At 48.4% G+C, this 21,173-nt stretch carries 21 protein-coding genes; 14 read left to right on the top strand and 7 right to left on the bottom strand.

The genetic code is table 11. From position 1 onward, the window contains the following. Nucleotides 1-221: 221 nt before the first annotated feature. On the bottom strand, nt 222-362 hold the full coding sequence (locus tag ACTHUG_RS09935; protein WP_141756472.1) for an IS3 family transposase: 141 nt from the start codon (nt 360-362) through the stop codon (nt 222-224). Nucleotides 363-559: 197 nt separating this feature from the next. Here ACTHUG_RS09935 and dnaG point away from each other — a divergent pair, with 197 nt between their 5' ends. Both dnaG and rpoD read left to right on the top strand, forming a co-directional pair. Further along, entirely contained in the window at nt 560-2,332 is a 1,773-nt protein-coding gene (gene dnaG, locus ACTHUG_RS09930; protein ID WP_440385846.1) for a DNA primase, read from the top strand. Between the two features lie 194 nt (nt 2,333-2,526). Further along, on the top strand, nt 2,527-4,479 hold the full coding sequence (gene rpoD, locus ACTHUG_RS09925) for an RNA polymerase sigma factor RpoD (protein ID WP_440385845.1): 1,953 nt from the start codon (nt 2,527-2,529) through the stop codon (nt 4,477-4,479). 104 nt (nt 4,480-4,583) lie between these two features. Here the strand turns inward: rpoD and ACTHUG_RS09920 are convergent, their stop codons facing one another. Further along, entirely contained in the window at nt 4,584-5,936 is a 1,353-nt protein-coding gene (locus tag ACTHUG_RS09920; RefSeq protein ID WP_440385844.1) for a polynucleotide adenylyltransferase PcnB, read from the bottom strand. Nucleotides 5,937-6,153: 217 nt separating this feature from the next. Here ACTHUG_RS09920 and ACTHUG_RS09915 point away from each other — a divergent pair, with 217 nt between their 5' ends. The 5 genes from ACTHUG_RS09915 to ACTHUG_RS09895 all read left to right on the top strand — a co-directional run bounded on the left by ACTHUG_RS09915 (nt 6,154) and on the right by ACTHUG_RS09895 (nt 8,776). Then, the gene (locus ACTHUG_RS09915) at nt 6,154-6,339 is read left to right on the top strand and encodes a DUF3460 family protein (RefSeq protein WP_003746542.1); all 186 of its coding nucleotides are present in this window, start codon (nt 6,154-6,156) and stop codon (nt 6,337-6,339) included. An 11-nt stretch (nt 6,340-6,350) separates the two neighbouring features. Further along, a complete protein-coding gene (locus ACTHUG_RS09910; RefSeq protein ID WP_440385843.1) occupies nt 6,351-7,019 on the top strand; it encodes a class I SAM-dependent methyltransferase in 669 nt (222 codons plus the stop codon). Between the two features lie 14 nt (nt 7,020-7,033). Continuing rightward, entirely contained in the window at nt 7,034-7,789 is a 756-nt protein-coding gene (locus ACTHUG_RS09905) for a tetratricopeptide repeat protein (RefSeq protein WP_440385842.1), read from the top strand. A gap of 79 nt (nt 7,790-7,868) precedes the next feature. Then, nucleotides 7,869-8,354: a 5-(carboxyamino)imidazole ribonucleotide mutase gene (purE, locus tag ACTHUG_RS09900; protein ID WP_440385841.1), complete on the top strand. Its 486-nt coding sequence runs from the start codon at nt 7,869-7,871 to the stop codon at nt 8,352-8,354. 89 nt (nt 8,355-8,443) lie between these two features. After that, complete coding sequence (locus tag ACTHUG_RS09895) at nt 8,444-8,776, top strand: hypothetical protein (protein ID WP_440385839.1); 333 nt, start codon at nt 8,444-8,446, stop codon at nt 8,774-8,776. Nucleotides 8,777-8,858: 82 nt separating this feature from the next. Here the strand turns inward: ACTHUG_RS09895 and ACTHUG_RS09890 are convergent, their stop codons facing one another. Beyond that, a complete protein-coding gene (locus tag ACTHUG_RS09890) occupies nt 8,859-10,652 on the bottom strand; it encodes a 2-isopropylmalate synthase (protein WP_003746532.1) in 1,794 nt (597 codons plus the stop codon). 225 nt (nt 10,653-10,877) lie between these two features. Here ACTHUG_RS09890 and ACTHUG_RS09885 point away from each other — a divergent pair, with 225 nt between their 5' ends. Continuing rightward, the gene (locus tag ACTHUG_RS09885) at nt 10,878-11,993 is read left to right on the top strand and encodes a methyltransferase (RefSeq protein ID WP_440385838.1); all 1,116 of its coding nucleotides are present in this window, start codon (nt 10,878-10,880) and stop codon (nt 11,991-11,993) included. Between the two features lie 121 nt (nt 11,994-12,114). Here the strand turns inward: ACTHUG_RS09885 and bfr (ACTHUG_RS09880) are convergent, their stop codons facing one another. Together bfr (ACTHUG_RS09880) and bfr (ACTHUG_RS09875) are read right to left on the bottom strand one after the other, a co-directional pair. Beyond that, entirely contained in the window at nt 12,115-12,588 is a 474-nt protein-coding gene (bfr, locus tag ACTHUG_RS09880; protein WP_003680736.1) for a bacterioferritin, read from the bottom strand. A gap of 29 nt (nt 12,589-12,617) precedes the next feature. After that, nucleotides 12,618-13,082: a bacterioferritin gene (gene bfr, locus ACTHUG_RS09875; protein ID WP_036491023.1), complete on the bottom strand. Its 465-nt coding sequence runs from the start codon at nt 13,080-13,082 to the stop codon at nt 12,618-12,620. Between the two features lie 419 nt (nt 13,083-13,501). On the opposite strand from bfr (ACTHUG_RS09875), the gene typA reads away from it, so the two are divergent. Next, nucleotides 13,502-15,313 (top strand): translational GTPase TypA, encoded by a 1,812-nt coding sequence (typA, locus tag ACTHUG_RS09870; protein ID WP_003746523.1) that lies wholly within the window; start codon nt 13,502-13,504, stop codon nt 15,311-15,313. A gap of 101 nt (nt 15,314-15,414) precedes the next feature. Here typA and ACTHUG_RS09865 read toward each other — a convergent pair whose 3' ends face one another. Then, nucleotides 15,415-16,371, bottom strand: coding sequence for a cupin domain-containing protein (locus ACTHUG_RS09865; RefSeq protein WP_440385837.1), 957 nt, complete (start codon nt 16,369-16,371; stop codon nt 15,415-15,417). Nucleotides 16,372-16,499: 128 nt separating this feature from the next. Here ACTHUG_RS09865 and ACTHUG_RS09860 point away from each other — a divergent pair, with 128 nt between their 5' ends. Both ACTHUG_RS09860 and ACTHUG_RS09855 read left to right on the top strand, forming a co-directional pair. After that, nucleotides 16,500-16,835, top strand: a complete 336-nt coding sequence (locus ACTHUG_RS09860) for a carboxymuconolactone decarboxylase family protein (protein WP_003686488.1) — start codon at nt 16,500-16,502, stop codon at nt 16,833-16,835. A gap of 112 nt (nt 16,836-16,947) precedes the next feature. Then, nucleotides 16,948-17,316, top strand: a complete 369-nt coding sequence (locus ACTHUG_RS09855) for a rhodanese-like domain-containing protein (protein ID WP_003746517.1) — start codon at nt 16,948-16,950, stop codon at nt 17,314-17,316. Nucleotides 17,317-17,370: 54 nt separating this feature from the next. Here ACTHUG_RS09855 and ACTHUG_RS09850 read toward each other — a convergent pair whose 3' ends face one another. Continuing rightward, nucleotides 17,371-17,709, bottom strand: a complete 339-nt coding sequence (locus ACTHUG_RS09850) for a hypothetical protein (RefSeq protein WP_049349531.1) — start codon at nt 17,707-17,709, stop codon at nt 17,371-17,373. A 98-nt stretch (nt 17,710-17,807) separates the two neighbouring features. Between ACTHUG_RS09850 and surE the strand changes: the two genes are divergently transcribed. From surE to ACTHUG_RS09835, 3 genes are all read left to right on the top strand, one after another. Then, a complete protein-coding gene (gene surE / locus ACTHUG_RS09845) occupies nt 17,808-18,563 on the top strand; it encodes a 5'/3'-nucleotidase SurE (protein WP_440385836.1) in 756 nt (251 codons plus the stop codon). 93 nt (nt 18,564-18,656) lie between these two features. Next, nucleotides 18,657-19,568, top strand: coding sequence for a peptidoglycan DD-metalloendopeptidase family protein (locus ACTHUG_RS09840; protein ID WP_049343617.1), 912 nt, complete (start codon nt 18,657-18,659; stop codon nt 19,566-19,568). A gap of 78 nt (nt 19,569-19,646) precedes the next feature. Continuing rightward, nucleotides 19,647-21,170: a phospholipase D family protein gene (locus ACTHUG_RS09835; RefSeq protein WP_440385835.1), complete on the top strand. Its 1,524-nt coding sequence runs from the start codon at nt 19,647-19,649 to the stop codon at nt 21,168-21,170. Nucleotides 21,171-21,173: the final 3 nt, after the last annotated feature.

The raw sequence follows: 21,173 nt of genomic DNA, 5'->3' as shown, positions 1-21,173 counted from the left end.
CCGTCAGGTGATGCCGGCGATAGCCCAAAGCTTTTTACAATGGCAGCAGACGGCGGGTCATATGCCGGAGCGAGCGAGCTTGGAGGTTGGGGCAGAAGGTATAGACGTCTTGTTTGAATAAGGCGGAGTAAGAATGAAATGAAATAGCCCTAAAATCTTGGATGTCTGATAAAAACTTATTCAAAAATTCAGTGCAAGCTGGGTTCTGTATGTGACAGGACTCAGCTTTTCAATTTCAAACTGCAATATTCCCGATTGTAGTAGTTCATATAATCATCTATCTGTTTCATCAATTCGTACACAGTCCATTTTCCCTGCTGATAGAAACATTCCGTCTTCAATACCGCAAAGAAGCTCTCCATAACGAATCATCCCAACAATTCACCTCACGCAACATGCTCTAATTGGAATCCCTTCCCCAATACTCTACATGTATGACAACAATTTGCTATAATACAAAACTCATTTTAACCCTCATTCGAAATTCCATTTTCAGACGGCCTTTGTCTGTTTATAAGGCCGTCTGAAATGTTTTCCGTCCATCCTCTTCTGCCGAACCATGATTCCATCTGATTTCATTGACGAGCTTTTGTCCAAAGTCGATATTGTCGATATTATCGACGAGCAGGTTCCGCTGAAGAAGGGCGGGGCGAACTATATGGCCTGCTGTCCGTTTCACAAGGAAAAGACGCCGTCGTTTTCGGTCAGCCCGACCAAGCAGTTTTACCATTGTTTCAGTTGCGGGGCGCATGGTTCGGCGATTGGTTTTGTGATGGAACATCAGGGGCTGTCGTTTCCGGAGGCGGTGCAGTTTTTGGCTGATCGCGTCGGTATGACGGTGCCTAAAGTGCGCGGGCAGGAAGACAATCCCGAAATCCGTGCCGAACGCAAGAAAAAACAGCAGACTTTGGAAGAAACGACGGCAGCGGCAGCGGATTTTTACGTGCAACAGTTGAAATTCAATCCGGCGGCGAAGGCTTATTTAGACAAACGGGGCTTGAGTGCGGAAGTCATCGCGCATTACGGTTTGGGCTATGCGCCCGACGGTTGGCAACCTTTGGCACAAGTGTTCCAACCCTATCCAAATACTGCGTTGGTGGATACGGGCATGGTCATTGATAACGAAGGTAAACATTATGACCGCTTTCGCCATCGGATTATGTTCCCTATCCGTAATCCGCGTGGGCAGGTCATCGGCTTTGGCGGCCGCGTATTGGATGACTCTAAACCCAAATACCTCAACTCACCGGATACGCCTTTGTTCGATAAAGGGAAAAATCTTTACGGGCTATACGAAGGGCGTGCTGCCGTAAAAGAGGCAGGACGGATTTTGGTGGTCGAAGGCTACATGGACGTGGTCGCATTGGCCCAGTTCGGCATCGGCTACGGCGTAGCGGCTTTGGGTACGTCAACCACGGCGGAACATGTCAAAATCCTGATGCGTCAGGCAGACAGTATTTATTTTTGTTTTGACGGCGACGGCGCGGGACGTAAAGCGGCTTGGCGCGCGCTGGAAAATGCGTTGCCGCAATTAAAAGACGATAAATCGCTGCATTTTCTCTTCCTGCCCGAAGAACACGATCCGGACAGCTATATCCGCGCCTACGGCAAGACGCAATTTGAAGATGCCTTGTTAAACCAAAGCAAGCCCCTTTCCGAATATTTTTGGGAACATCTTTCAAACGGCCTCAACCTCAATACACAAGAAGGCAAAGCAGAATTGGTCAAAACCAGTTCTCCGCTTTTAGCGCAAATTACCGCGCCGGCATTGGGCTATCTCCTGAAACAAAAACTCAGCGAGTTGGTAGGCATTGATCCTGACAACCTCGCCCAGTTACTCGGACAAGAAGCGCCCAAGCGGCACGTCAAACAAAAAAGTTACAAACTGCCGCCCATTTCTGTCAAACAGCCAACCATACTGACACTGGTGCAAAGACAAATACGCAGCCTCTTGATAAATCCGGCTTGGGCTTCATATATAGACCTGCCCGATTATCTGGCGTTAAGCGGTGACTTTGCCTGCCTTGCCAATCTGGCCGAAACCATCAAGAATCACGCCACGATTCCGGCAACAGCGCAAGTGCTTGAATATATGCGCGGTTCGCCCTATGAGGAAACCGTCAATCAAATCTTTTTATCAACCCTTCACTCTGAAGAAATGGAAGGGGATGACGAAGAAGATTGCGAAAGTTTCCAAATCGGCATGAAAAAGTTGTTAAATGAATTAAAATACAGTCAAATCGAAACTTTAAAGCAAAAAAGTATTCAAACCGGTTTGACCGAAAATGAAAAAAGACTATTGCTGTCGCTTTTGACGGCAAAGCAAAACTAACCCCTCAGGCCGTCTGAACAATCTAAACACACGCTGCGAAGCATGACACGCAGAACACTCCATCCGTAATATTTTCAGACGGCCTCAGAGTATTAAAGTGAAATCTGATTTCACAACAAAAAGCTCTGCTCCGCCTTCAGGTACGGCCACATCACCGTAAACCGTCGGCATCCTATCAACCTAGAGAGCAATCCATGTCTAAAAACCAAAACTACGAAGAATACCAAGACCAAGATGACAACCGTCCCTTGAGTATCGAAGAGCAGCGCGCCCGTCTGCGTCAACTCATTATTATGGGTAAAGAACGCGGCTACATCACTTATTCCGAAATTAACGACGCGCTGCCCGACGATATGTCCGACGCCGAGCAAATCGACAACATCGTCAGCATGATTTCCGGCTTGGGTATCCAGGTAACTGAGCAGGCTCCTGATGCTGAAGACATCCTCTTGAGCGACAATGCCGCCGCCCTGACCGACGACGATGCCGTTGAAGAAGCCGAAGCGGCACTTTCCAGCGCAGATTCCGAATTCGGCCGTACAACCGACCCTGTGCGTATGTATATGCGTGAAATGGGACAAGTCGATCTGTTGACACGCGAAGACGAAATCATCATTGCCAAAAAAATCGAAAATGCACTGAAAAACATGGTGCAGGCCATTTCTGCCTGCCCGGGTTCGATTGCCGAGATTTTGGCTTTGATCGAACAAGTCCGCAACGATGAAATTCGCGTAGATGAAGTGGTTGAAGCCATCATCGACCCTAATGAAGTTTTGTTAAACGAATTGGGTCTGGGTCATTTGGAAAATACCAAACCTGACGATGAAGAAGGCGAGACTGACAGCGAAGTCGAAGATGACGACGAAGATGATGAAGATGACTCCGGCAGTGATTCTGAAGCCATGTCCGCCGCCCATTTGGCCGAACTAAAACAAAAAGTGTTGGAGCATTTCGCCTTTATCGAGAGCGAATACGGCAAAATGATCAAGCAGCTGGAAAAACACGGCAGCCAACATGCCAACTACCTGAAACACCGCGATGCCATTGCCAACAAACTGCTGGAAGTCCGTTTTGCCACACGCCAAATCGAAAATTTGAGCAGTAACCTGCGCAGCCGCGTTGAAAACATCCGCAAACTCGAACGAGAAATCCGCGATATCTGCATCGACCGCGTGCGTATGGAACGCGACTACTTCATCGAAAACTTCCTGCCTGCCATTACTGATTTGGAATGGGTTGAAAAAGAAGTAGCCAAAGGCCGAGTATGGGCCAATGCTTTAGATCGTTTCCGCCACGCCATCCTCGAAAAACAAGCCGAGTTGGCCAATATGGAAAGCGAAACCCGCATTTCCATTGAAGAGTTAAAAGAAATCAACAAAAACATGGTGTTGAGCGAAAAAGAAACCTCAGCCGCCAAACAAGAAATGATTCAGGCCAACTTGCGTTTGGTTATTTCCATTGCTAAAAAATACACCAACCGTGGCTTGCAGTTCCTTGATTTGATTCAAGAAGGCAATATCGGTCTGATGAAAGCGGTAGACAAATTCGAATACCGCCGCGGCTACAAGTTCTCGACTTACGCCACATGGTGGATCCGTCAAGCGATTACCCGTTCTATCGCCGACCAAGCGCGTACCATCCGTATTCCGGTTCACATGATTGAAACCATCAACAAAATGAACCGTATCTCGCGCCAATACCTGCAAGAAACCGGTGAAGAGCCTGATTCCGCCAAACTGGCCGAACTGATGGAAATGCCGGAAGACAAAATCCGCAAAATCATGAAAATCGCCAAAGAGCCGATTTCCATGGAAACACCGATTGGCGACGACGACGATTCGCACTTGGGCGACTTCATCGAGGATGCAAACAACGTTGCGCCGGCAGAAGCTGCGATGTACACCAGCCTGCACGAAGTAACCAAAGAAATTCTCGAAAGCCTGACACCGCGCGAAGCCAAAGTGTTGCGTATGCGTTTCGGTATCGATATGAATACCGACCACACGCTTGAAGAAGTCGGCAAACAATTTGACGTAACCCGCGAACGTATCCGTCAAATCGAGGCCAAAGCCCTGCGCAAGCTGCGTCATCCGACCCGCAGCGACCGCCTCCGCAGCTTCCTCGACAGCGAAGAAAACAAATCGTAAAAGCAAACCGCAGGTTGAAAGACCTGCGGTTTTTATTGAAATACAAAAAGGCCGTCTGAAAGCCAAATCTCAAAAGATTTAATCGTTTCAGACGGCCTTAAATTTTATTCAGCCTCAGTGGTTTTCTTTTTCGGACGGCGGCGACGACGTTTGGGCTTGCCATCGGTTGATCCACTTTGTTTCTGACGTTTGCGCTCATTGGCCGCAGTCATTTGTTGACGAGTTTCCTCATCGGCATGCTGGAAAGTTGTCCACCAAGAAGCCATCTCTTTATCAACCTCGCCAACTTCGCTACGCAAAATCAGGAAGTCATAAGCGGCACGGAAACGGGCTTGAGCCAACAGACGATACGGGCGCGCGCCGCGCATATTGTCAAATTGCGGCTGAAATTGCCAGATTTCACGCATGGTTGCAGAGAATCGTTGCGGAACGCCCCAACCTTTCTCCACCGTATCGCGCATGGTGTTCATCGCATCCATCAACGCAGGGACAGGTTTTTGACCATGGCTTTGATTGCGTTGCCAAATGGCGTTTAGTGTCGGCCACAATACCGCCGCCAATACAAAACCGACAGAAACGGACTTATCCGCACGAAGACGCTCATCGGTATTTTTCAAAGCCAACATAATCATACGTTTGTCGGCTGCTTCGGCAGTTTTCAAGGCATCTAAAAGCGGATGGATGCCTTCGGGAATACCCAACTCGTTCAACCGTTTCAAACAGGCACGGGAATGGCCGGAAAACAGGATTTTCATGATTTCGTCAAAAAGACGGGCCACCGGCTCATTTTTCAGACGGCCTGCGTATTCGGCAATCAGCAAAGCCGTTTGCTCTTCCACTTCAAAGCCCAACTTACCCGACAAACGGACGGCGCGAAGAATACGGACGGGATCTTCCTGATAGCGTTCGGCAGGATTACCTATCATCACCAATTTCTTATCGGCAACATCAGCCACGCCTTGATGGAAATCCCAAATTTCCTCTTTAATCGGGTCGTAATACAGCGCGTTGCACGTAAAGTCGCGGCGCATGGCATCTTCTTCAATGCTGCCGTAAGTATTGTCCTTCATAATGCGGCCTTGCGCATTCTGCTGAACCTTATCGCCACCGCGAAACGTCGTCACTTCGATGGTTTCGGGGCCAATCATCACATGGACGATTTGAAAGCGGCGGCCGATAATGCGGCTGCGGCGGAATATTTTACGGATTTGCTCCGGTGTGGCATCAGTTGCAATATCAAAATCTTTGGGTTCAACCCCGAGCAACAAATCCCGAACGGCTCCCCCTACAACATAAGCCTGAAAACCGGCTTCATGCAGGCGTTTGGCAATTTTCTCAGCGGCAAAGCTCAACATATCCGCATGGATACCGTGTTGCTCAAGCGGAATAATCTCCTTTTCTGGCAACGACTTGACGTGTTTTTTAGGCAACACTTTATGCAGCCATTTTTTTAACATAAGCAGCTCTTTTCACAATAAAAAAGGCCGTCTGAAACTTGTCCGGCTTAAGCCTTTGCACAATATCCTGCCGTAGATAAGGACAAAACATTGAGCAAAGGCTTCAGACGGCCTAAAAAAGACGTGCCATTATACCTTATGGAAGTTCGATTAATTAACGTATTGACAAAAAATATCGGCTATAATGACGGTCTGACAACGATTCAGGCAAAACATCATGTACCACTACAAATCCGAAGCTACCCAATTCCTCGACAAACTCATGGCCGACCATCCCGAATTAGAAGCGCAACGCCTCGAAAACCGCCATTTACTGTGGGATGTAACCCTTAATCCAGCCGAACAGGCCGAATTTGAAGCGGCCAAAGTCAACAAAAAACCTTACACCTACTATCAAGACTAACCCGTATCGGTATGACGACCAACACCCACAATACCGATCCGGCGTTACAGCAGTACCTCAACAGCATCGGTCAGCACGAACATCCCATTTTGACCGCATTGCGTGAGCGTACCCAATCACATCGTCTGGGAAAGATGGCCATCGCCCAAGAGCAGGCAGCCATGTTGGTGTGGTTGGCCAAATTATTGAATGCCAAAAAATATTTGGAAGTTGGCGTCTTTACCGGTTACAGCAGCACCGCCATGGCGCTCGCCCTCCCCGAAGACGGAAAAATTACGGCTTGCGACATCAATGTAACCTTTACCGATATAGCCCGTGAAACATGGCAGGCAGCAGGCATAGCGCATAAAATCTCGCTTCATCTGCAGCCGGCTTTGCTGACTTTGGACGATTTGATAACGCAAGGCGAATCGGAAAGCTACGACTTGGCGCTTATCGATGCCGACAAACCGCCTACGCCGAAATATTTTGAACGCTGTTTACAACTAGTACGGAGTGGCGGCGTGATTGCCATCGACAATATCTTGTTGGGTGGGCGCGTCATGAATGAAGCTGCCGAAAACGATCCGCCCAGCTTGGATATCCTGCGCCATTTCAACCAAAACCTGCCGCACGATACACGTATTATTCCCATTACCCTGCCTATCGGCGACGGTTTGACACTGCTGCTAAAAAAATAAAACGACACAATCTGATGAAAACATTATCACGTTCCCTGTTTCTTTTACTGCTTACTCTATTGGCCGCATCATGCGCCGTTTCCCATCCCCATCAACCTGCCGACAATGCCAACTTTGTCCTGCCGGATATTCCGCGCGAGCCTTTGCCTGAAAAAAATATTCCTTATCCGCGCTTGGACGAACAAACCCAGATTGACCACTTGGGCATACAAATCGCCCGACTGGAACGCACCGTTGAAGAATTAAATCAACGCCTGCACACATTGGAACAACAGCGAACCATCAAACGTCCAACCCCTTTGGCTCCCAAACCCAAAGCCCAGCGTTTGGACGACCGCAAGCTGAAAATGAACTATTTGGCCAATGGCGGCGGCGTGCCGTCTGAAACAGACTCAGCCGCACAAAACGAGCTGCGCCTTTATAACCAAGCGCAAAAATACTATCAGCGTAATAATTTCGCCGCCGCAGTAGCCATTTTGAAAGAAGCCGACGGCGGCAACGGCAGCGAAATTGCCCGCCGCAATATGTATCTACTTCTGCAAAGCCAACAGCGTCTGGGCAACTGCGAATCCGTTATCGAAATCGGCAACCGCTATGCGAATCGATTCCGAAACAGCCCGCAAGCTCCCGATGCCATGTACAGCATCGGCCAGTGCCAATACAAACTGCAACAAAAAGACATTGCCCGCAGCACATGGCGCAAACTGATGCAAAGCTTCCCCAACAGCGAAGCAGCAAAACGCGCTGCAATCAGCCTGAAACAAAGATAATCGTTCAGACGGCCTTGTCATCCCCAAGGCCGTCTGAATATTTTTTACCCTTAATCCATTCAAACAAAAGGAACTCTTCATGATCCAAGTCGGCATTATTATGGGCAGCAACAGCGATTGGCCGGTGATGCAGCAGGCAGCACAATTTCTCAAAGAATTCGGCGTTGAATACGAAGCGCGTGTCGTCTCGGCACACCGTACGCCTGATTTGATGTTTGAATACGCCGAAACCGCACGCGCACGCGGCATCAAAGCCATCATTGCCGGCGCAGGCGGCGCAGCGCACTTGCCGGGCATGGTCGCAGCCAAAACCACCGTCCCCGTCTTGGGCGTTCCCGTTCCCAGCAAATATCTGCGCGGCGAAGACTCCCTGCTTTCGATTGTACAAATGCCCAAAGGCGTTCCAGTTGCCACATTTGCCATAGGTGAGGCAGGCGCAGCCAATGCAGCGCTGTTTGCCATTTCACTTTTGGCCAATGAAAATCCTGAATTGGCTGTAAAATTGGCAGCTTTCCGTGCCAAACAAGAACAAACCGTTCTAGCCATGGAATTGCCTGAAGCATAACGGACTAAGGCCGTCTGAAATTGTAAAAGGAAACTTAGATTTCGTTTTACGCTTTTCAGACGGCCTTGTTTATTGATTAAATCAACATCATGAAAACGCTGCTATTCGTCCTACTCTCCACCCTGCTTTGTGCCTGCCAAAACCCAAGTATTCCTGCTCAATCAACCGCCATTCCATCTCAGCAACAGGCCCAAGATACTACCGGCAACCTGATTATCTTCTATGATGTACAAACCGGTTCTGAGCCATTGCTAAAAGCAGTGAAAGCCTCCGGCGCAAGTTTGATTTATGAATACAAAAACCTGAACGGCATTGCTATTCGTCCGTCTTCTAAGACCAAGATTGAAGATACCATTGCCTATTTTAAAAAGGTAAACGGCGTATTGTCCGTCGAACAAGATAGGCTGCTGAAACTTCAATAACCGAGCTGGTTCTTCGGACTAATAAAAAAGCCGTCTGAAACGTATTACAACGTTTTCAGACGGCCTTTACTTGTTCAAAGCATTAAATCATGCCTCTGCCTTGCGCTTTTGGCTTGGCTTGGCCGAATTCCAGTTTGCTCAATGCGGAGAGGTATGCTTTGGCAGTTGCCACCAACACGTCGGTATCCGCACCTTGGCCGTTGACCACACGGTCACCGCGTTGCAGGCGGACGGAAGTTTCGCCTTGGCTTTCCGTGCCTTGAGTTACCGCATTGACAGAGTAAATCTGCAAGGTTGCGCCACTTTGCGCCACGCTTTCAATGGCTTTGAAGATGGCATCAACAGGGCCTGAGCCGCTAGCGGAAGCGTGTTTTTCTTCGCCGCGAATACTGAACACAATATCGGCGCGCGGTTCTTCGCCGGTTTCAGTGCTGATTTTTTGGGAAATGAATTTGTAGCTTTCGGTATTCATATTGCCCATTTCGTCAGACACCAAAGCGTGCAAATCTTCATCAAAGATTTCGCGTTTTTTGTCGGCGAGTTCTTTGAAGCGTGCAAATGCCGCGTTCAACGCTTCTTCGCTTTCCAACTCAATGCCCAAATCTGCCAGCTTGCTGCGGAATGCGCTGCGGCCGGAGAGTTTGCCCAAAGTCAGGCGGTTGGTTGACCAGCCGACTGATTCGGCAGTCATGATTTCATAGGTTTCGGGGTGTTTCAATACGCCGTCTTGGTGGATGCCTGATTCGTGTGCAAAGGCGTTTGCACCGACTACTGCTTTGTTTGGCTGAATCGGATAGCCGGTAATGGTGGATACTAGTTTGGATACTGGCACGATTTGCGTGGTATCGATGCCGGTTTCCAAGCCGAACAAATCATGGCGCACTTTCAACGCCATCACGATTTCTTCAAGGCTGGCATTGCCTGCGCGTTCACCCAAACCGTTGATGGTACATTCCACCTGGCGCACGCCTGCCTGAACAGCGGCCAGAGAGTTGGCAACCGCCATACCCAAGTCGTTGTGGCAGTGGGTCGACCAGACTACTTTGTCGCCGTTGGGCACGCTTTTGATGATGTTGCTGATACGTTCGTACCATACGGAAGGGATGGAGTAGCCGACAGTATCGGGAATGTTGATGGTAGTCGCGCCCGCTTCGATAACCGCCGTAAAGATTTTGGCGAGGAAGTCTAAATCCGAACGCACGGCGTCTTCGGCGGAAAATTCCACATCGTCGGTGTATTCTTTGGCGATTTTTACCGCTTTGACCGCCGCATCGATAACTTGCTGCGGCTTCATTTTCAGTTTGTGCTCCATGTGGATGGGGCTGGTGGCGATAAAAGTGTGAATACGTTTTTTCGGAGCAGGGGAAACGGCTTCGCCCGCTTTGCGCACATCGTTTTCAACGGCGCGCGCCAACGAACAGACTGTGGATTTGGTGATGATTTTGGCAATCGCATTAACCGACTCGAAATCGCCCGGACTGGCTGCGGCAAAACCTGCTTCAATCACATCGACACCCATCTTTTCCAACTGGCGGGCAATGCGGATTTTCTCCTCTTTGGTCATGGATGCACCGGGCGACTGCTCGCCGTCGCGCATGGTGGTATCAAAAATGATAACGCGGTTGGTTTGTGTCATTTCTGTTCTCTCCAGAGATTCGTTTTTTTGTAAAAAAGCATTCAAATCAAGCGGTCTGCCTTGCGCTTCCGCCAAAGCGGTCAGTTTTTGCAACTGAGCCAAAGGCAGGGAACCGCGTGTACGCCATTTATAGATAGCCGCCGTCGTTGCAGCATTTTCCGGGTCATGCTGTTTCAGGGCTTCGGCCAGCGCGTTTACGCCGCCAAAATAGGCAACCAAACGGTCAATGTCTAATTGCATGATGTTCCTTGTCCAAATCTGATTAAGATTATTGTGTTTAGGTTTTGCATTATACTCATTTTAGACAAAACGACAATCTATTTTTATCAAAATATTGATATAATTTTTAAAACCTAAAAATTTTTTATACATTTTGTCTAATTTAGACTATTAAAAGCCCCCTCAAACCGAACATATCCTAAATATAGTAAACTAATCCCCTATTTCCCCGATTTGAAACACACTATGCCCCACATCATCCCTACCAACCGCGCCGACATCGAATGGCGCAACGAAAGCACACAAAAGCCGCCCAAGCAGGCGGTTTACATACAAGAAGCAGGTGCAGCAGAAATTTTAAAAAATGCACACGCGCAAACTGCAACTGTTTGGACTGGCGATTTTCACAATGCCAAGCAAGTCTTATCTGCAATGAAAAAACGTATCCGCAGGCCGTCTGAAAAAAAGAAAGACGTACCTGTCGATATTCAGACGGCCTTTCACGCCCACCGTATGAAACAGGCGCAACAAAGCCGTTTGCTCAATATGCTTGCCATCGAAATCCAACCGAATTTTCAACTGGACAATGCGCGTGCACCCGATATCTACGCCGCCTTGTGCGATGTTTACGACACACCAAACGACAAACCGTTTCTCTTACCACTGAATCAACTGCTGGGTTTTATCGGCGCACACGAATGGCACAAAAAAGGCATAGACATTCCTCAGCTTAACGGAAAAATCCATGTTCCTTTCGGCGTATTCTCTCCATTACGTGGCGAGTATTTGGATTTAATCGCACAAGCGCCACTCGCTCCCAATATTCAGACGGCCTTTGACATCGGCACCGGTTCAGGCGTTATTGCCGCCATTTTGGCCAAACGAGGCATAACCGACATCATTGCCACAGACACCAACCCCAAAGCAATTGCCTGCGCCACAGCAAACCTTGAGCGTCTAGGCTTGGATAAAGCTGTCAACATCCAATCGATTGATTTATTTCCTAAAAGCTGCGCCGACCTTATCGTCTGCAATCCGCCTTGGCTGCCGGCAAAACCGACCTCCGCCATTGAAATTGCACTTTACGACCCAAACAATGTCATGTTGACAGCCTTCCTCAACGGCGTAAGTCACCACTTAAATCCAAACGGCGAAGCCTGGCTGATTATTTCAGATTTAGCAGAACACTTGCATTTACGCGAAAAAGACTTCTTAAACCAATGCTTTCAGACGGCCTCACTCGATGTCGTCGATATTCTGGAAACCAAGCCACAGCATAAAAAAGCAATTGATGAAGCCGATCCTTTGGCGTTTGCCAGAAACAAGGAAACTACTTATCTATACCGTTTGAAAGCGATATAAAATCAAGGCCGTCTGAACATTCAGACGGCCTTTAAGCATTTCCATAAAAGAAAACGGCATATCCGTAAAGATATGCCGTTGATGGGAGCAGGGACTGCTATATTTGGCAGTGGTTTGTGTTTTAGTCCTCTTGCGCCGCTGTTTGCAGGTAGTTTGGCAAACCGACTTTACCAATCAATTCCTGCTGAGTTTCGAGCCAGTCGATGTGTTCTTCGTTGATGTCTTTTTGTTTTTCCAACAAATCACGGCTGACGTAGTCTTGTTGCTCTTCTGCAAGAGCGATGGCTGCAACCAGAGCATCATGTTTTTCATACTCTTTTTTCAGATCGCAAGCAATGATTTCTTCGGTAGATTCACCGATCAACAGTTTACCCAATTCTTGCAGATTAGGCAGGCCTTCCAAGAACAAAATACGCTCGATTAAATCGTCTGCGGATTTCATTTCGCGGATGGATTGTTTGAAGAAGTGTTCGCCCAATTCTTCAAAGCCCCAGTTTTTCAAAATGCGGGCATGCAGGAAGTATTGGTTAATGGTAATCAGCAACAAACCTAAGTTTTTGTTCAGCTCGCGAATAACTAAGCGATCGCCTTTCATATTCAGCTCCTTGTATGTTATACGCTAGATTACAGTTGGCTTTGGTAGTAGTTGCCTTCGCCGACCAATTCGATCAGACGCAGTTGTTGTTCCAACCAGTGAGCGTGATCTTCTTCAGTGTCTTTCAGTTGGGCAACCATCAAATCGCGGGTAACGTAGTCTTGAGCTTCTTCGCACAATTTGATGCCTTTTTTCAGCGCATCGCGTACTTCGTATTCAGTGTTCAAGTCTGCTTTCAGGCAGGAAATTACGTCGGTACCGATATTCAGTTCGGCACGGGTCATTTTAGGAGTACCGCCCAACATCAGGATACGACGGATGAAGTCTTCGGCGTGAGTGGTTTCTTCTTCCATCTCGTGGTTCAAACGTTCGAACAGTTTGTTGTAACCCCATTCAGAGTACAGACGAGAGTGGATAAAGTATTGGTCGCGAGCAGCCAGCTCACCGGACAACAATTCATTCATGTAATCAATAACAGCTTGGTTGCCTTGCATAATTCTTTCTCTTTCTTTTAAAAGTTGACGATCACGAAATGAAGATTCGTGTGTTGTTACGGAATGAGCGAATTGTATGCACAAGTAGCGGTTTTGACAAATTTTTTATTTAAAATACAAACAATTATCAAAAAATTTAACCCACCCAAAAGGCCGTCTGAAAAATTAATCCCCTGTTTTTAATAATATTTTTTTGACATTAGTATTAAGAATCCATTGCATCATTCAAAAACATTTACATTCGTTAACCATAAATAAAAGCAAATAATCCGACAAAATCAATCAAATTTAATTATGAATTATTCTCAACTGCTTTTGCCTTATTTTTTTGAATCACCCATTCCGTCATCACTTGCGAATCATGCTATAATCGCCAGTTATCTTTTTTTTAAGCAACCAGCTAAACCTTATAAATCATCATGAAACAAATCCGCAATATTGCCATCATCGCCCACGTCGACCATGGCAAAACCACATTAGTTGACCAATTGCTGCGCCAGTCCGGTACATTCCGTTCCAACCAGCAAGTCGAAGAACGCGTCATGGACAGCAACGATCTTGAAAAAGAACGCGGCATTACCATTCTCGCTAAAAATACCGCCATCGAATACGAAGGCTACCACATCAACATCGTAGATACCCCGGGACACGCCGATTTTGGTGGCGAAGTGGAACGTGTATTGGGCATGGTCGACTGTGTCGTACTGTTGGTTGACGCACAAGAAGGCCCTATGCCGCAAACCCGTTTCGTGACCAAAAAAGCCTTGGCTTTGGGTCTGAAACCGATCGTCGTCATCAATAAAATCGACAAACCGTCTGCCCGTCCAAGCTGGGTTATCGACCAAACATTCGAATTGTTCGACAGCTTAGGTGCAACAGACGAACAATTGGACTTCCCTATCGTTTATGCTTCCGGCCTCTCTGGCTTTGCCAAATTGGAAGAAACCGACGAGAGCAACGATATGCGTCCTCTGTTTGAGACCATCTTAAAACACACGCCTGCACCAAGCGGCAGCGCGGACGAAACGCTGCAACTGCAAATTTCCCAACTCGACTACGACAACTACACCGGCCGCCTCGGTATCGGCCGCATCCTGAACGGCCGCATCAAACCCGGCCAAGTCGTTGCCGTCATGAATCATGAAGAACAAGTCGCCCAAGGCCGCATCAATCAGCTGTTGGGCTTCCAAGGCTTGGAACGCGTACCTTTGGAAGAAGCTGAAGCCGGCGACATCGTGATTATTTCCGGTATCGAAGACATCGGTATCGGCGTAACCATTACCGACAAAGACAACCCCAAAGGCTTGCCGATGTTGAGCGTGGACGAGCCGACACTGACCATGGACTTTATGGTCAACACTTCTCCTTTGGCCGGCACTGAAGGCAAATTCGTAACTTCCCGCCAAATCCGCGACCGCCTGCAAAAAGAATTGCTGACCAACGTTGCCCTGCGTGTTGAAGATACAGCCGATGCCGACGTCTTCCGCGTTTCCGGCCGCGGCGAATTGCACTTGACCATTTTGTTGGAAAACATGCGCCGCGAAGGCTTTGAATTGGCAGTCGGCAAACCGCGCGTGGTATTCCGTGAAATTGACGGTCAAAAATGCGAGCCTTACGAAAATCTGACTGTGGACGTACCGGATGAAAACCAAGGCGCGGTCATGGAAGAACTCGGCCGCCGCCGTGGCGAATTGACCAATATGGAAAGCGACGGTAACGGTCGTACACGTTTGGAATACCATATTCCTGCACGCGGTCTGATCGGTTTCCAAGGTGAATTTATGACCTTGACCCGCGGTACCGGCTTGATGAGCCACGTTTTTGACGACTATGCTCCGGTTAAACCTGATATGCCCGGCCGACACAATGGCGTATTGGTTTCTCAAGAGCAAGGTGAAGCCGTTGCTTACGCCCTGTGGAACTTGGAAGACCGCGGCCGTATGTTCGTTTCTCCAAACGATAAAGTCTACGAAGGCATGATTATCGGTATCCACAGCCGTGATAACGACTTGGTGGTAAACCCTCTGAAAGGCAAAAAACTGACCAACATCCGTGCCAGCGGTACAGATGAAGCCGTCCGCCTGACCACGCCTATCAAATTGACTTTGGAAGGCGCAGTTGAGTTCATCGACGATGACGAACTGGTTGAAATCACGCCACAATCCATCCGTCTGCGCAAACGCTACCTGAGCGAGTTGGAACGCCGACGCCATTTCAAAAAACTGGACTAATCCTGTTTGATTGACATACTTTAAAATCAAGGCCGTCTGAAAAGTGTTTTGGAAATCCTAGATTTCACTTTTACACTTTCAGACGGCCTTTTATCATCTGTTTAAATAAAGTAAATCGACATTTCTTCCGCCTGCACCGCCGCTTCATCAGTACGATCATTTTTACGATATTGTCCCGGCGATATCCCATATTGCTTTTTAAATGCCTTACCAAAATGCGTTTCCGATTGAAAACCGACCGAAAGCGCAACCGATAAAACCGAATCCGCCGTCTGTTTCAACAATAACGCCCCCTGCTGCAAGCGGATGCTGTTAACAAAGGCATGCGGGCTTGTTCCCGTCTGCTGTTTAAATACCCGCATCAACTGGGCACGGGACAAATTGGCCATCGCAGTCATTTTCTCAATATTCCATTCTTCTTCCGGTTTTTCGACGACTGCCTGAAGCAAATTCCGCAAACGTTTATCCTGCCAACCATTCAGCAAACCGCTTAATTGAGCTTCCTCATTTTTCTCCAAACAGGCACGAAGCAGAAAGACCAGCAACACCGAAGCCAATGCATTCACAACTGCCACCGAGCCGGATAAAGCCTGACTGCTCTCATATTGCAATAAGGTCACCAAATACTGCAAAGACGGATGGTTGATATTCAATAAAACGGTATCAGGCAGTCCCATCATCATATCCGCCTGCGCTTCATATTCAAACCGTGCGCAAAAAAGATGCAAGGCAGCCTCTCCACCGGCATGACTTTGCTTGACTTTAAATGCACCATTCTCAGCCGTCAGCACGCGAACACCGAAATTTTCACAACTGCTGTCGCTGCTCAAAGTATGGCCAACGCTGCGCGGGAAGAAAATAATATCCCCCGCACTCAGCAGCCTGGCCTCTTGCTCCCCATCAATTCGGATATAACCCGAACCGGCAGTTACGATATGCACCAAACCATGCGCACGCTTTGATTCATGCCTCACATACCACTCCCCCTGAAACAGACATTGAACATCCACGCTGCCTTTTACCTGCGCCAATTCGACCAGTCTATCCAAAATATCCATAGTGTTTTTTACCAATAAATGAGATGTTTTGACGATTTTAATCTTCCAATTATTGCAATAATACACACACCAAATATAAACGGATAGGATTTTTTATCTTATCCACTCATATTAAGAAAGGACATATCATGTTTAAAGACTGGCCTGAACATACCGCCTTGGTAAAAAAAGCATTCGGTGAACTGGGTAAAAATCATCCTAAAATGCTGCAAGCCTACGGCGCACTGGATCAAGCAGCCGCTGCCGAAGCATTGGATGCCAAAACTCGCGAACTGATCGCCATTGCCGTTGCCATTACCACACGTTGCGAAAGCTGTATCAGCGTGCATGCCGCCGCCGCAGCCAAAGCAGGTGCAACTGAAAGCGAAATCGCCGGCGCATTGGCCACCGCTATCGCACTGAATGCTGGTGCCGCTTATACCTACGCTTTGCGCGCTTTGGAAGCAGTAGAAACCCAACGCTAATCGGTCTGTAAAATCAGGCCGTCTGAAAGACGACTCCCCTTTCAGACGGCCTGATGAAATGCTAAACTGATATAGTTATTATATTATTTTCTATCTAACAGGAGATTGAATCATGAAGAAACTGCTGACCGCCGTACTTTTTGCCGCCGCTATCGCTACTCCTTTGGCCGCTTCCGCTGCCTCTATGCCTAAAGTTGAAAAAAGCGCGGCACAACCTGCAAAAGCAAAAGGCGTTTGGATTGATGTCCGCTCTGCCGAAGAATTCAAAGAAGGCCATTTGCAAGGTGCGCTCAATATTCCGCACGACCAAATCGTTGAACGCATCAAATCCGTCAGCCCGGATAAAAACGCACCGGTCAACCTCTACTGCCGCAGCGGCCGCCGAGCAGAAGCCGCGCTGACCGAACTGAAAAAAGCCGGTTACACCAACGTAACCAACCATGGCGGTTATGAAGATTTGGTGAAAAAAGGTTTGAAATAAACCTAGCTGATTTTAAAAAGGCCGTCTGAAACTTTTCAGACGGCCTTTATTGCATTACAGACAGCAACTTCCAAATCTCAAACGTTTGCTGAGACCAGTTTCATGAATCAATTGTTTGATAACCAAAATATTGGTGTTATCGGCCAACGCGCGGATACTGTGCGCCTCCATCGGCTCAAGACGGATAACTTGCAAGCCTTCAGTCTGCAAAACTTCGTCCACCGTTTTGATTTCGGCTTTGCCGTTTAAAACCAAAAGCAAAATAATCGCATCCGTCTCATATGCCGGAATTTCATTATTTTTCTGCAGTGAAAGCTGAACAATCTCCTGATTGCCGTCTGAAGCAATCACGCCGCCCAATAAAGCTTTGGGGTCTAATTCATAATGTTTCATTATTATCCTTTCCGCCCAAACGTTGCCGATTCGTGGACAATCGCTCAAGCAAACCAGTACAATACCGCCCATTCTACCGATAGACACAATATTGTCACATGAACATATTAATCTCAAACGACGATGGTTATCTTGCGCCCGGTTTGGCAGTTTTGGCAAGAGTGTGTGCAGAATTTGCCAATGTCAGGGTGGTTGCGCCTGAACGCGATCGCAGCGGCGTCAGCAATTCCCTGACTTTAGACCGTCCTTTACAACTGAAGCAGGCGGAAAACGGGTTTTATTATGTGAATGGCACGCCCACCGACTGCATTCATGTCGGCCAGCATGCCCTTGCCGATTTCAAACCCGACTTAGTCTTATCCGGCATTAACAACGGCGCAAACATGGGCGACGATACGCTTTATTCCGGTACGGTTGCCGCCGCGACGGAAGCCTATCTGATGGGCATTCCCGCCATTGCCTTCTCTCTTGCCGATTCCAGCGGCCGTTATTGGGAAACCGCAGAAAAAGCCGCTTGGATGCTGCTTTCCTACTTTCTCAAACACCCTATTTCCAAACCCATCTTATGGAACATCAATATCCCTGCCGTCGCACCTGAAGATATCCAAGGCATAAAAATAACACGGCTCGGCCGTCGCCATCATGAACAAAGCATTGTTCCCATGTATAATCCACGTGGCGAACAAATTTATTGGATTGGGCCGGTCGGCGATGTTTCCGACAGCGAAGAAGGTACCGACTTTGGCGAATGCGCGGCCGGCTTCATCACGATTACCCCCCTTCAAGTCGATTTGACTGCCTACGGACAAATGGAGCAAACCGCTTCCTTTTGGTCAGAAATCCCTGCGCCTTAACAGTCCCTAACAGCCGAACACTTGAGAAACAAGCATATTTTTATTATGATATGCCCCGACGAGAACAATTACCCGAATACGAAAGTCATTAACATGTTGAAAAAAAGTGTATCTTATGCCGGATCGGCAGCTTTGGTTTTATTACTTGCAGCCTGTGCCAGCCAACAACCGGCTCCTGTAGTCGTCGGCACACAAAGCGGTGGTTCAACAACAAGCTCTACTGCTGACAATCCTTACGGTGCCGCGCCTTACAATACCAACACCAGCCCTGCGGCAGATGCGCCATACACTCCGCCGGCAAGTACACCTGCGCCAACGTACAACAGCGGCAGCACCGGCACTTACACGCCTTCTTATGCGCCTGTTGATATCAATGCCGCGACACATACTGTTGTTCGCGGTGATACCGTTTACAACATCTCCAAACGCTACAACATTACCCAAGACAATCTGCGTGCATGGAATAACTTGGCCGACAACACCATCAGCGTAGGCCAAACCCTGCGTGTAAAACCTGAAGGCTACGTTGCACCGGCAGCTTCTGCAAGCAAACCTTCTACCCCAACAACTACAACCACCGCTCCAACTCCAAGCACGCCTGCCAATACCCCGACCGTGTCTACCGGCAGCAGCCGCAACGTCAGCGGCATTACATGGCAACGTCCGACTACCGGTAACGTTATCGCCAACTTCGGCGGCAGCAACAAAGGCGTGGATATCGCCGGTACGCAAGGCCAGCCTGTCGTTGCAGCGGCAGACGGTAAAGTCGTTTACGCAGGCTCAGGCTTACGCGGTTACGGCAACTTGGTCATCATCCAACACAACTCCTCATTCTTGAGCGCATACGGCCACAACCAACGCCTGCTGGTTAATGAAAACCAAACCGTTAAACGCGGTCAAACCATTGCGCACATGGGTAATACCGATGCATCCCGCACCCAGTTGCACTTTGAAATCCGTCAAAACGGCAAACCGGTCAACCCGGCAAATTATGTTGCCTTCTAAGCTGATTCAAGCAACCTAATTTCAATTCAATCCCTGCCTAAATGTCATTTAGGTAGGGATTGTTTGTACCGGTTTCCCATGAAATTTCATCTTCCCTTTCTTTATACCCTGCTATTGGGCGGTTGCGCCGCGTTTTTGCCATCACTGGACGAACGCACCCAAAGCAGTTATCTTGACATACCTGCGACGCCGCGGCTGGATAGCGCATTAGGCATTCCTTCTACATCCTCCAAGACTGATATTTCCCATATCTATCTACTGAACGATGCCCATGAAGCCTTTGTCGCCCGAGCAGCCTTAATTGAAGCTGCAGACCATACCCTTGATTTACAGTACTATATCTGGCACAACGACATCTCCGGCAAGCTTTTGTTCAACCTGATTCATCGCGCAGCCGAACGCGGCGTCCGTGTGCGTTTGCTCCTGGACGACAACAACACCAACGGCATGGATGATCTCCTGCTGGCACTCGACAATCATCCCAATATCGAAGTCCGTCTGTTTAATCCCTTTATTTTCAGAAAATGGCGTGCACTCGGCTATATTGCCGACTTCCCACGGCTCAACCGCCGAATGCACAACAAATCGTTTACCGCCGACAACCGTGCCACCATTTTGGGCGGACGCAATATCGGCGACGAATATTTTAAGGTTAACGACGATACCATCTTTGCCGACCTCGACATTCTTGCCACAGGCCGCGTAGTAACCGAAGTTTCCCAAGACTTCGACCGCTATTGGGCAAGCCATTCCGCCTATAATGCGACCAGCGTCATCAAACGGGGAAACCTGCAAAAAGGACTGGCCGAACTTAATTACACCGACCAAGATAAAAATCAAACGCTCATTCGCTATCGCCAAAGCATCGAGCATTCCAGTCTCTATCAAAAAATGCAGAGCAACCTTATAGAGTGGCAAAGCGTCAGCACACGTTTAATCAGCGACGATCCGGCCAAAGGCTTAGACCGTGACCGGCATAAACCGCCTATTTCCGAACGCCTGCAAGACGCCCTCAAGCAACCCGAAAAAAGCGTTTACCTTGTCTCGCCTTATTTTGTGCCCACAAAATCAGGTGTCAAAGCCATAGAAAAGCTGACACACAACGGCGTGGATGTTACCGTTTTGACCAATTCGCTCCAAGCAACCGACGTTGCCGCCGTCCATTCCGGTTACGTCAAATACCGCAAGCCCTTGCTCAAAGCTGGGGTCAAACTATACGAACTCCAACCCAACCATGCCGTTCCGACCACCAAAGACCGCGGCTTGACCGGTAGCTCCGCCACCAGCTTGCACGCCAAAACATTCATCGTGGATGAGAAACGCATTTTCATCGGCTCATTCAACCTTGATCCACGTTCCGCACGGCTCAATACCGAAATGGGTGTCGTCATCGAAAGTCCCGAAATCGCAGGCCAAATGCAGCGCACCCTCGTTACGACCACCCCAAACTACGCCTATCAGGTAACGCTTGGCAATTACAATAAACTATACTGGTATGACCCTAGTGAAAAACGAACTTACGCACAAGAACCAGAAGCCAAATTCTGGAAACGGGTTACTTCAAAAATCCTGTCCATCCTGCCCATAGAAGGATTATTATAGAGG

The organism is Neisseria sp. P0022.S009 (assembly GCF_051956675.1).
In the GTDB taxonomy this organism is placed as follows: domain Bacteria; phylum Pseudomonadota; class Gammaproteobacteria; order Burkholderiales; family Neisseriaceae; genus Neisseria.
The sequence above is the reverse complement of the archived record's forward strand: the minus strand, read 5'-3'. Positions and strand labels throughout refer to the sequence as shown.